This is a genomic window from Stenotrophomonas sp. C-A (assembly GCF_054030835.1).
Map to the genome: position 1 here is coordinate 2925314 of NZ_CM132916.1, position 13155 is coordinate 2938468.

At 64.4% G+C, this 13155-nt stretch carries 5 protein-coding genes; all 5 read left to right on the top strand.

Annotation, left to right across the window (positions count from 1 at the left end):
* The first annotated feature begins 164 nt into the window (after positions 1-164).
* The 5 genes from ACW5IY_RS13835 to ACW5IY_RS13855 all read left to right on the top strand — a co-directional run bounded on the left by ACW5IY_RS13835 (position 165) and on the right by ACW5IY_RS13855 (position 13154).
* On the top strand, positions 165-326 hold the full coding sequence (locus ACW5IY_RS13835; RefSeq protein ID WP_311069193.1) for a hypothetical protein: 162 nt from the start codon (positions 165-167) through the stop codon (positions 324-326).
* Positions 323-5296 carry a tape measure protein gene (locus ACW5IY_RS13840; RefSeq protein ID WP_049436677.1) on the top strand — a complete coding sequence of 1658 codons (4974 nt, stop codon included), beginning with the start codon at positions 323-325 and terminating at the stop codon, positions 5294-5296. The genes ACW5IY_RS13835 and ACW5IY_RS13840 overlap by 4 nt, the downstream gene beginning before the upstream one ends.
* Complete coding sequence (locus ACW5IY_RS13845; RefSeq protein WP_152906269.1) at positions 5293-10938, top strand: hypothetical protein; 5646 nt, start codon at positions 5293-5295, stop codon at positions 10936-10938. Before ACW5IY_RS13840 ends, ACW5IY_RS13845 begins: the two co-directional genes overlap by 4 nt.
* Positions 10939-10988: 50 nt before the next feature.
* A complete protein-coding gene (locus ACW5IY_RS13850; protein WP_152906268.1) occupies positions 10989-11180 on the top strand; it encodes a hypothetical protein in 192 nt (63 codons plus the stop codon).
* 72 nt (positions 11181-11252) lie between these two features.
* Positions 11253-13154 (top strand): hypothetical protein, encoded by a 1902-nt coding sequence (locus tag ACW5IY_RS13855; protein WP_152906267.1) that lies wholly within the window; start codon positions 11253-11255, stop codon positions 13152-13154.
* Position 13155: the final 1 nt, after the last annotated feature.

Here is a 13155-nt window from a genome sequence, read left to right on the forward strand (position 1 = left end):
ACGGCGCCGACAGGAACCATGAACCTGACGGCGTCGTCAGCGCGGCGGACTTTCTGCGCGACGGGGGCGGCGGCGAGGAGCCGCCGAGCGTTATCCCGGTCCTGGATGAGAACTGGGAAGTCGTCCAACTGTTCGTGCGCTGCAAGGCCCGCTGGATCACCGGCATGCACGCCCCGGTTTACGACGGCATTGAAGCCCGCGAGATCCAAGCCGCTGCCTGCCTCCAGGGCATTGCCCCGCACCTACTGCCAGACCTGATGCCATCGCTGGACGTGCTGATTGGCACCACGGCCATGGCCCATCGCGAAGCCTCGGATAGCCCGTGAACCCAACCGTCACCCTCCGCCTCGATGCCGACAACAGCCGCCTGGTGCCAGCCGTTCGGGCATCGGATGCCGAGCTCAAGCGACTGGGCGCGACGGCGGGCACAACCGGCGACCAGGCACGGCGTGGTGCTGCCGGCATTTCCAGCATCGGCACGGCGGCGGATTCCACTGCTCGCCGTGTCTCTGCTGTGTCCAGCGCACTGGCATCGGCGCGGGCGACGGTGGCCACCTACATCGGCGCGCAGACGGCCGGCGCCCTCATTTCCGTTGCGGACAACTACGCCAACATTTCAGCGCGACTCAAGCTGGCAACGGATGGGCACAAGGCCTATGCCACCGCATCGGCTCAGGTGTTCAACATCTCCCAGCGCACCGCCACCGCGCTCGACAGTACCGCCACCCTCTACGCGCGCCTGTCCCAGTCCACTGCCGAGTATGGAATCACCCAGCAACGGCAGCTGGCGCTCACCGAGTCCATCAACAAGACGTTCGCCATCTCCGGCGCCAGCAACGTCGCCACCGCCAACACCATCGTCCAGCTCAGCCAGGCCCTGGCTGGGGGCGTGCTGCGCGCAGAGGAATTCAACTCTGTCGTGGAAAACTCGCCGCGTCTGGCCAAGGCGCTGGCCGACGGCATGGGCCTGTCGATGGGCGAGCTGCGCAAGCACGTCAACGACGGCAAGGTGACCGTCGATCAGATGGTGGCCGCGCTTGAGAACCAGTCCTCCGTCATCGCCGCCGAGTTTGAGCAGATCCCGCTGACGGTCGGGCGCGCCATGGAGCTGCTGCGCAACAGCGTCACGAAGTTTGTCGGCGAGTCCTCCCAGGAGCTGGGCGCCAGCGGCGGAATCGCCCAGGGCATTGCGTTCCTGGCCAACAACATGCAGCGCCTGGACCAGATAGCCGGTGTCCTGGCCGTCGCCCTGGGAAGTCGCCTGGTCGTCAGCCTGGCCAGGGCTACCGCCGAGAAGATCGCGGCAGCCGCCGCATCGCGAGCGCTGGCTCGCGAGGAGCTGGCTGCAGCCCGTATTGCCGAGCAGCAGGCGGCAGGCCGTCTATCGGCCGCGCGCGCCGGCATGAGCGTGGCAGGTGGCGTAGCCGCGGCTGAGCAGGCCCTGGCCGCCGCCCAGCTGCGCACGGCTGCTGCTGCCCAGGCCGCGTCTGTTGCGCTCAGCGCAAAGGCTGCCGCAATGCGAGGCCTCAACGTGGCAATGGGCGCGTTTGGCGGCCCTGCAGGCCTTGCGATCACCGCGCTGTCGCTATTCGTCGCTTGGGCGATGAACAGCAACCAGAAGGCACAGGAGCTGTCCAAGACCGTCACAGCCGGTTTCCAGCCCGCTATGCGGGTGCTGCAGGAGTTCAATCAGCAGACCGCGAACACATCATTCGCGGAGCTTTCAAGCACAGTTGAAACCATTGAGGCAGCCCGCAAAGAGATCAAGAACCTGGGCGATGAGTACGAACGCCTTGCGGCAACGCGCCGCTCGTTTGAGGCGCGTGATCGGGCGCTGCCGTTTGGATTCGACAAGGAGCTGGGGCGCGCGTCGGAAGCCATTGAGTCCGCGCGGCTCCGGCTGGACAACCTGAGCAAGGGCTATGACAAGGCCATTTCGGTCTCGGCCAACATGGTCCTCAGCGCCGCAGGAGTTACCAACGCAACCAACGCGCAGCGCAGCTCGTTGGAACAGCTGCTGCGTCGGCAGGCGGACCAAGGGCAAACACTGGAGCAGACTCGTCCATTACTGCAGCGTTGGGCAGATGAGCAGCTCAACGTAGAGCAGCGCAACCGACTCAACGTTGCGAGTTTTGACGCGCTGGGAGCATCAGCAAAGAGCGCTGGCGCCGCGATCAAGGCCGCCCTCCAGTCGGTCAACGAAGGCCTGGACAAGCAGATTCAGAGCGTCCAGCTGGACCTGATCGAGAAAACCCAGGGCAAGGCAGCCCGCATGCGCGCGCAGTTCATCACGGAAAGCGCGCAGAAGGGTCTGGACCCGACCAGCGCCGACTATCAGCTGGCGCGGGCCAAGAACGAACAGCTCATCCAGCTCACCCTGACGCTGGACAGGCAGAATGCGGCCACCCGTGATCTGACGCGCACCCAGACCGAGGCCAAGCGCTCCGGCGAGCAGGCCGCGCGCCTGGCAGAGCAGCAGGCCGATTCCCAGGCCAAGTACAACCGCCAGGCGGCGTTGGCTGCTGCCGAGCTCTCCGGGCCGATGGCGGCTGCCCAGGAGCAGCACAAGCAGCGTATTGCCGAGCTCGACCGCGAACTGGCCAAGCACCTCATCACCCAGGAGGCCTACGCCAGCCTGGTGAAGTCGTCAGCGGCCGAGTTGGCCAAGAATGCCGCCGAGGTCACCAAGCAGCAGCAGGCGCCCAGGGCATTGCTCGATACGCTGAGCGGCGAGGTGCAACTGCTGGGCGTGGTTGGGATCGAGCGCGAGCGCCGCGCCCGCCAGCTGCGCAACGAGCAGGACATGCTCCAGGCGATCAACGAGGCCAACAAGGCCGGCGCCGGCATCAACGCAGAGGCAACCGCAGGCCTGATGGCCCAGGCACGGGCGTGGGCCAATGCCTCTATTCGCATCGAACAGCAGACCGCCGACCTGGAGGAATGGGCCAACGTCGGAACGCGCGGTGTCGCGGATGTCGCCGATATGCTGGCCGATATGTTCAGCGGCGGGCTGGACAAGTCTGAGAGCTTCTTCAGCCGCCTCAAGGACATCTTCAAGCGTGGTTGGCGCGACATCGTGCGCACCATGCTTGAGCAGAACCTGGTGCGCCCGTTCCAGGATGCGCTCACTAACGCCATGAATGGCGCGCTGGCTGGCGTGTCGCGTGGCCAAGCTGATGGCAACTGGTTGTCGAAGATCGCCGGCATGTTCGGTGGCGGCAACCAGGGCGGCGCGGGCTCGGGCTGGATGAGCAGCCTGGCCAACATGATCGGTGGCGGCCGCAACCTCACTGGCACCAACGCCATGCTGGCCGGTGGCGGCTGGCGTGCTGGGGTGGCCGCGCCAGGCAAGATGATGGGCTTTGGCAACAACGTCGGCGGTTTCATTGGCACCGGGGCTGCTGGTGGCGGCGCGGCGTCCGCATCGATGGCCGTGCCGATCATCGGCTGGGTGGTCGCGGCCATGATGAAGAATGCCGAGCTGTTCGATCAGGGCTGGGACATCGCCAATGGCGAAAGCTGGGCGGGCAAGATCGCCACCCTGGGCGCCGTGGGTCACGTCGATAAGATGGCGCGCAAGCTCGGCCTCAACGCCAAAGCCGCCTCCATTCTGTCTGGCTCCTCGATCCATGCTGCCCTGTTCGGCCGCAAAAAGCCGCAGATCCAGGCGCAGGGCCTGACTGGCTCGTATGGCTTCGACGGGTTCGCCGGCCAGTCCTATGCCGACATCAAGGCCAAGGGCGGCCTGTTCCGCAGCGACAAGAAGTGGACCGAGTATGGCCAGGTCGATACCACGATCACCGACGCTTTCAGCCAGGCCACTGGGCGCGCGCGTGCAGGCGTCATCAGCCTGGCCGAGCAGCTGGGCGTGGACATCAACAGCCAGCTATCCTCCGTCCGCGTAGACCTCGGCAAGGTTCAGCTCGATGCGGACCCGGACAAGGCCCAGGCGCAGCTGGAGCAACTGATTACCGGCGCGGCCAAGAACCTGACCGGGCGCGGCGTGTCGATCCTCGGTTTCGGCGACTTCCTCAACAAGGGGTTTGAAGCCGGCGACGTGATGAACAGCCTGGCGGCGTCCATCGAGCTGATGACCGGCAACGCCCAGGAGCTGGGCCGTGCGCTCAATGCCCAGGAAATCGACCTGGTCAAGCGCACGACAACCATGTTCCAGCAGATGGCCAAGGCTGCCGGCACCACCATGGAGGAACAGGTCAAGGCGATCACTACTGCCGCCTCCTCCTACGGCAGCGTAGTGGGCAACGCGCAGCAAGAGATCGCAACGGATGGTTTCAGTGGCTTCGCCAAGTCGCTCCTGGCTGTACGCCAGGAGGAGCAGGAGCGCATCCGCACGCTGCAGCAGCAGGCCAAGGCCCTGGGCGGCCTGGCCGCACGCGAGCAGGATCTGGCCACCGTCCGTCAGGCTGCCCAGCTCAAGGCCGACGCGCTGGCCAGGTCGCTGGAGTCGGAGCTGGTAGGCCTGGCGCTCAACCGCGTCAACGATGAAATCGAACGCTTGGGCGGTTCCATTGACGGGACCAGCAGCAAGCTGCAGGACTTCATCAATTCGCTCAAGCTGAGCAGCACGCTGTCGCCGGACACCGACACGCAGAAGCGCTCCACGGCATCGGATCTGATGCAAAGCGCAGCCAGCGCCGGCAACCTGGAGAGCTTCACCCAATACGCCCAGCAGTTCCTGGAAGTCAGCCGCAAACTCAATGCCAGCGGCCAGGGCTATCAGGTGGACTATGCCCAGGTGCTGGAGCTCGCCAAGCGCTTTGGCGGTGATGGCACGGCCGCGTCGCTGCAGCAGCTGTACGCGCAAAAGGCTGCCTTGGAACAGCAGCAGGAAGCTGCCGCCCGCCTGGAGCGCGCTCAGCGCATCGCCCAGGGCGTGGCCGATCTGGCTGGCGCCCGTGGCGGCGATCCGCTGGAGATCCTGCGCAACGTCACTGGCATCAGCGCTGAGGCGCTGGCCAAGGATCTGGGCCTGACCACGGACGAACTGGCCAAGTACCTGCAGAACCAGCAGACCGACATCACCGACCTGGCAGAAATCTTGTTCGATCTGCCCAAGCGCATCGCCCAGGAAATGGTCACGGTGCTGACCGACAGCCGCGTTCCAGTCCCGGCGTCGGCCGCGCCTGGCGGTGGCACCACGCCTGCAGCACCAGCTGCGCCAGCGGCGCCAGGGCGTGGCTACGCCGATCCTTCCTATGAGGTGCTGCTGCAGGTCCGCGACGGCATCCAGTCCCTGGCACGCCAGGGTGAACACAACGCTTTGATGGCGCTATGAACCGGAAAGTATTGCTCGTTGAAATCGGTGGCCAAGGCCTGCCTGCAATCACGCCTGTGACCCGGCAGCCCTCCAACTGGGTGGCGTCGGCCAAGCCCGCTGTTGTGGTTCCTCCGGCCGAAGGCGTGGAGACCAAGCCGGCAGCGGATAGCGTGACCATTACCTGGAACGCTTCGCCGCTGGCTGGTGCTGTCTATGTCCTCTGGCGCGCGGCCGATGCAGGCGGAAAGCCGGGCGAATGGAAGTACGTAACCAAAACCTCAGACACGCGCTACACCTACACCGAGGCCAGCGGTGTTGTGAGCTGGTGGAAGGTCACTGTCCAGGTCAACGGCGTGTCGTCTGCAGACTCCACGCCCAAGGCTCAGGCCCCCGTGGTGGTGCCGACCACGGCGGAGCTGGTCCAGCTGCAGGGCAAGGTGGACCAGGGCCTGCGTGACCTGGCACTGGCAGACGCTGCAGAGGCACAGCAGCGTATGGCGGACTTCCAGGCTGCGCAGGCACAGATCCTGGCAGAGAGTCAGAAGAGTGCGGCCGCAGTGGGCGAAGTGGCCAAGCGTGCAGAGGATCTGGCCACAAACCTGGCCAACGAAGAGCGCGCCCGTATTCAGAGCGTGCTGAACGAAAAAAACGAGCGCACCGCTGACATCAGCGCGGTCCACACGAAAGTCCAGAACGGCCTGGATTCGATGGCACGCTCTCTGGCCGAGGTCGCCGCAGGCAGCGGCACGCAGTTCGACTCTGCCGGCATCTGGCATTTCAACGCAGGACTGGAAGGCTGGACGGGTGTGTACGGCGCCCCGACTATCGCCGACGGCATGCTGCGGCCGATCAACACCACCAACAACTCCGGCATCCAGTCCCCGGCGCCGCTCAACATCGACGGCGCCGCCTATCGCTTCATCAAGCTACGCATGCGCAAGGTGGGCAATCCCGCCTGGATGGGGTTGATTCGCTGGATCACTGAGGCCGACCGAGAGTGGAACGAAGCGAAGTCGCTCTCCATCCCCGTGCCGGCATTCGACGCCAACGGCATCGCCGTCCTCGACGTTGATCGTCTGCCCTGGAACGGCCCCTCACCACTGCGTGCCATTCGCCTGGCACTGACGGGTGCGCAGACCGCCAGCGCCTACATCGAATACGACTGGATCGCCGTGGGCCGCCCGTCGCCTGGCGCATCCGTCGCCATGGTCCAGCAGGAAAGCGACGCGCGCACTGCCGCCCTGGCGGCTGAGGCCGGCCAGCGCAATACGCTGGCCGTGCAGATGCGCGGCGACTACACCGGCAACGATCCGGCGAAGCTGACGGGCGGCTTGGCCTACAACGAAATGCGGGCGCGTGTCGGCGCGGACGAAGCGCTCAGCCAGCGCCAGTCCGCCGTGGAGGTCCGTCTGCCGGCAGGAACAGGTGCGCTCGCGTCTGAGGCCAAGGTAAACACGGTCGAGCAGGCAAGCCTCACCCGCGACGAAGCCATCGGCCAACGTATTGACCAGGTCAATGCAACGTTGCCCGCGATGATTTCCCAGGGCGCCAACATGATCCTTAACGGCGGCTGGAACGCCGGCAAGGACGTGGGATGGACGTATCAGGGAGGCTCGCAGTTGGCCGGTGTTTCGTGGCCGGCCGCAGAGGGACGAAGTGGCAGCGTGGCGCTGCGCATCGATGGCACGGGCTCGGCCCGTACCGCTGTTGCGCTTGCGAATGCAGGCATGACCATGGCTGCCGGGCCCGCGAAGAAGTACCGTGTAAGTTGCTGGTACAGGACCAGCGCTACGTTCAACGGCACTGCAGGCGACTCCAAGCTCAGGCTTGCTGACCAAGCAGCTGCCTGGCTTGCAGATCGACCATTTCTTGCGAACAGGGCCGATTGGACGTACCTGGAGTTTGTCTACACCATCCCTGCCGCAAACGTTCTGGGTCTGCGCCTCACGGTGGCATGCAATAACACTGCAGGTACGCTGTGGGTGGACGATGTTGCCATTGAGGAAGTCACCGAGATCCTGGCCGTCGCCGATGGCCTGAGCTCGTTGAGCGGGACCGTCACCCAGCAGGCTGGCCTCATCAATGCACAGTCCGGCCTCATCAGCGCCCTGCGCACCGACGTGGACGGCAAGGCCACCAACAGCGCTCTCCAGGCGCTGCAGTCCCAGGTCACGCTCCAAGGCAGCACCATCACGAGCCTTGGCACGGCGATGACCAGCGTTACCGCATCGCTGGCAAACATCGGCGGCGACAACCTGCTGCCGAATAGCGGATTTGAAACCAGCAATGCCGAGAACAGCACCCTGCCGGATTGGTTCGCGTCGAACACGATCACGCAGGCCGTGAGCTACTCCGGCACGTATGCGGTCACGGGCTCCACCCGTGCGATCCAGATCGTTGGCACCAATGCAGCTACTGCCGTGGGCCAGTACATTGGCGTTGAAGTAGCCACTGCAAACCGCCCGAAGCCCGTAGCGGGCACAAAGTACACGCTTTCCGTGTGGGCGTGCCGTATCAACACCGACGCCGCCCGCATGCAGCTTCTGGTGCAGTGGCTGGACAGCAACAATGCAGGCATCGGCCCAGCACAGTACGCCCCGATCTCCGAACTAACGTCGACGATGACGCGCTACACGGGCACCTTCACTGCACCGGCTGGCGCGGTCAGCGTTCGCATCTTCTTCCGGGCCGCATCAGGCGCTGTCGGGCAGAACGTATCGGTGGCTCTGGACAATGCGATGTTCCAGCAGGGTGAGGTCGCCACAAACTGGACACCAAGCGCCACCGAGATTGCCGCCCAAACAACCGCCAACGCGAAGGCGAACAGCGCCCTGGACGCGCGCGTCACCAATGCCGAGGGACAGTTGCTGTCCCAAGGAACGGCATTGACTGCAGTTCGTGCCGGCATTGGTAACGCCACTGTCTACGAAGTCACTGCGAACGCAGTCATCTCCAGCCAACCGACCGGAGGCCCGCGCGGCTCGGGAACACGAAATGCCGCGGGTGCAGGTATGGGCGGCGCCGGGCGCAGCCTCAATGTGCAGGTGGTCAACGCTGACAGTACTCTGGGACAGCGGCAGACCTTTGACACCTATGGCAACGGCCGCTCCGCCTGCGCCAGCTTCAACGATTGGTACGACAACGCCCTGGCAGACAATCAGTATTTCATCTTGTTCACCAGCGACCACACCGGCTCGCTAAACAGCGACGCCGGCGCAGACACCGCTGGGACCAGAGACCGCCTCGTTGATGCGGGCGCTTCCCGTCGCAACGTGGAAGCATTGACCGGAACGCGCATGTTCATCCTTGTCGGGCGCAAGCGCGCTGGCGAAGGTGCCGGAATGCAGCGGCTGTCGCCTCCGGCCTCCACCGGACGTGCCGACCAATGGGTTGAGCTCATCGTGGAATTCGTCAATGGGCGACCGCAGGGCAGTCTGGACGTATCCGCGCTGGAGCGGGCCACGCAGGCAAACGCGGCTGCAACCTCAAGCCTGGAAGCGCGCACGCTGGCCAACGAGAGCAGCGTCACCTCGTTGGGCCAGTCGCTCACCAGCGTCAATGCCAGGATCGATGCGATCGGTGGTGACAACCTGCTGTGGAATAGCAGCATGGAAGACGCCCCAGTGGCTACCGCAGCGCCAGCCGGATGGAACCTGGAGCGTATCCGAAGCGACGTGGGAGGCACTTTCTCCTACATTGAGTCCCCGCTGAGCGGTGGCGGGAAGGCTGTGCGTATCGACTGGACCGCCATCAATGCGAAGGATTGGGTAGGCCTAAACCGAGCAGGTCCGGGCACCAACTACGTAAAGGTGGACCCTAACACCGACTACACGCTGTCTTCTTGGGTGCGCGGTACACCTGACGCGCGGGCGCAGCTCTATGTGCAGTGGATGAACGCCACTGGCGGTACGGTGCTGGGCACCGTGACCCTGCCGGAGGTGACCATGACCGGCAAATGGCAGCGCCTGCTCCTTCCTGCTCGCTCTCGCGGCGATGCCGTGCTCGCCCGTGTTTACGTGGGCCGACTGTTTGCGCAGCAACCTGGCCCGCACGCCATCGAAATCGACAACGTGCAGTTTCAGCGCGGTCTGGTTGCCACCGAGTACGCCCCAAGCAGCATGGAATCTGCTGCAGCGGCCATGGCAAACGCTGCAGCAACGGCGGGCCTTACTTCGACCGTGACCCAACAGGGGCAGCAGATCACGTCACTGGGTCAGTCGGTGACTGGCGTCCAGGCCGAGGTGAAGGATAAGGCCAGCGCCCGTGCTGTCCAGACGCTGGAGGCAAAGGTCAGCAACCATGGCAGCGGCGGGAACCTGCTCATCAACTCGACGTTCTCAAAGTATCAGCGCAACGGCTGGGGCTGGGGATCCAATCCGGGGGCCGCGTGGGTAGAGCTCGGCGATCCGACACCCGGAAATGACAGTTTCCACCCGCCTGGCATCTATGGAGTAGGTTCGACCTCCGGTGGCACTACTTCGACGCAGATTGTCTGGTGGGGAACCGAATACGCTATCCCGGTGGAGGCTGAGAAGACGTACATGGCCTCCGCGTGGTTCAACACCCATCGCTGTTCTTGTTACATCGAGATCAGCTACTGGGACAAGGCGGGGAACTGGCTGGCCCAATGGGGATCGCCAGAAACTGGGCATACCGGAAACAGCGGTTCGCCACTGCTCTCGGAAATGCCACGCCCGAGTCTCAAGACCGTCGCCCCGGCAAAAGCTGCGACCGCTCGATTCCGAGTCATCGTTAAGCCCAACGGGGAGGCCTGGCCGTATTTCTGGATGTTCCGCCCCATGTTCTCGCGGGTTGAGCCTGATGCGACACAGCCACCCCCGTGGAATGCCGGCGGTTCGGAGAGTAGTGCCAAGTGGGGCTTTGCGCTCGATGTGGACGGCAATGTCTCGGGCATGGAGATGGAAGCCACCGGGGCAAAAAGTGAGCTGAAAATTCTCTCCAAGATCCTGCGCCTCATCAGCCCAGGTACACCTGACGGCCTGGAGGTCCAAGACGGCTACCTGCGCGTTTGGCGCGGCAACGTCCAGCGCATCATCGGTAACGGCTTCGGGCCTGATGGCCTGATCGACTATTTCGGCCCCAATGTCGGCGCTGCGGGTGCGACCAAGCGCAACGCAACCGTGTGGATGGACGTGAATGGTGGCGCCTACTGGGGCGGTGCAATTGCGGCCGGCATCCGCCGCAACGCGATGCAGTCAACTACTACGCAGACTATTGGCGCTTCCATCCTCGTCGGCCCGTTCAGCACAAGCGGCCGGAACAAGAACGTCGTTGTCAGCTACCAGCGAACGGTCGTGCGAACCAACAACCGAATGGACCGCCAGGGCTTCGTCGCAGGCGGAAACAGGAACGCCTGCGCGGTGAATGTCTACAGAAAACTGGGCAGCAACGCGGAGCAGTTCTGGACGAGCTTTGAAGCCAGCGGCGGCGTGTCGATTACGAACGAGTCTGATGGCCCGGATATGGCGATTTCGTTCTGGTCTGGATCGGTGACATTGAACGACAGCGAAGGCACGCAGGACCGTACCTACCGTGCAGAGATCGTTGGGTTCAGCGAACAGGACGTTAGCCATCAGACTGGAAGTTTCACCGGCCTAGACATCACCGCCAGCCTTTCCATCGTCTCCATTGAGGAGTGACCCGTCCGGGCGGCCGGGCAATGCCGCTCATCCATCAAGAGGAAACACCCATGCGTTTTGATGCTCGACTGTACCTTCGCACCGAGTCTGCTGACCAGCCCGGCGTGACGCTGCAGTTCCGTCCGGTCAGTCAGCCGAACATGCCGCAGATCAATCTCACGGTCGATACGGCCGACGCCGCCGCGCTCAAGGTCGGTGCGGTCTACCGCTTTGAAGCAATTGAAGTTCCCCAGGAGGCTTGACCTGTCGTGCGTACCTTCGGTCGTTGGGCAGCGTCTCCGCTCGGTGCTGGTCTGCTGGTAGAGGATGGCGGCTTGACCGTGGCCTCACCGGGGGCCGTTGTTCTTGCCCGGATCGCCAGGAGCACCTTTCCACTTGCCGGTCCTGCCGGTGCTGAGTTCATGCTGTGGGGTGACGATCCTCTCACTGCGATCATCGGCCTGTGCAATGCGGCAGCGCCTTTATCGTCTGAGCTGGGCGCATCTAATGGGGTGGGCTGGAAATTGCACACCGGCCAAGTGGTTCGCAACGGCGCTGTGATTGCCAGTGGCCTGCCAATCCCCATCAAGGGAGAGGCACTGGGTGTGCGCGTGCTGCCTGGCACGCCCGCACAGGTCCAGTTCTATCGTGACGGCCAGCAGGTGGCCAGCGTTGATGTCTCAGCGGGTGGCCCGTACTACTTCGCCGTGTCCATCGCCGCTACGAAAGCACGCGGCCTGCGCTGTGTCGTGAACGCTGGCCAGTGGCAGGGGCTCAGTCCGGCCGCACTCGCGGGATGGGCCCAGGCTGCTGATCCCATCCCCACAATTCGGGTCGCAAGTGAGGACTACATGAGCGCTGCCAGCGACTCGCCAGCGAACACCGCGTTCGCTGGAATCATCGCTACCGAGGGCCTGAGTACGATCAGCGCAGTTTCGTTCTGGATGTGGGGCAATGAGTCGCGTGCCGGCAGCGCCCAGGTCCGCGTGCAGGACGCCGCAGGGATGCTGGATGCCGCTGCGCTGTCCGCTATTCGTGACGTGCCAGTCACGGTGCGCCAGGTCGAGCAAGGCCAGTCGATGGCTGGTGCGGTGCCAGTCGCTCGCTATGTGCTGGATCGAATCGAAGTCGAAGACGACAGTTACAAGCGCCTGACGTTCAAGGACGCGCACAGTGACCTGGATGAACCGCTGAGCAGGGCCGTATTTCTCCCGACCCACGGCGAGAGCATTGCCTGGCAGCCGCAGCCCGTGGTGATCGGGCTGGTGCGAAGCGTGCCGACCACGGCGGTAAACAGTGATGGTTCGCTGCAATGGATCTGCGATTCGCGCCTGCAATCAGTGATGAGTGTCCGTGACCGCGCAGTGGAACTGGTTGCCGGCACCGCGTACAGCCTGGTTGCTGGTGGACAGCAGCTCTCCCTGCAGTCGCCGCCTCTCGGGCCACTGACGGCTGACGTTTCGACCATCGGCGCGGACCGGCCGGCAACGCTTCAACAGGCGCTTTCAGACGTGTTCGGCCGTATTGGGAAAGCCGCATGGCAGAGCGCCGACGCGCTGGCCATCGACCAGGCTACGGGCTATGCCGGGGTGGGCTACTTTGCGGACGGCAACAGCACGCCGCGCGAGGCCTTGGCTGCGATCCTGGGCAGCTACTGCGCCGACTGGTGGCAGGATGGGGATGGCGTGCTGCGCCTGGCGCGATTGATCGACCCTGAGAGCGTTGCCGATGCGAACCTGGCATTCGAGCTCGACCTGGTCGAGCTCGCCGCTCCGCTGGTTGTGCTGCCGGATCTGGCCCCAGGCCTTACTCGACGCATGGGCTATCGGCCCAACGCGGCAATCCTGGCAGACGGCGATATGGCCACAGGCCTGGACCAGGTGCCGCCCAGCGTCCGCAAGGAGCTGTCCGCCAGCCACCGTGGCCAGGTCTATGCCACCGGGGATCTGCCTGCCTGCTACCAGCACGCGGAGGCCGCGCCAGCGGTGGAGTCTTGCTTCGATAGCCGCGCTGACGCTCAGGCAGAGATTGATCGTGTCGTGAAGCTTTACGCAGTGCCCCGCAACTTCTATGCCGGCCGGATGACCGCGCGGCCTGACCTGCAGCTGCGACCGGGCCAGGTCGGGCGCATCCGCTACCCGCGCTATGGCCTCGCAGCCGGTCGAAAGGTGATCGTCACGGCGGTGACCAGCAACCCCATCACTGGCGAACAGACCCTGAAATTCTGGGGCGCATAAG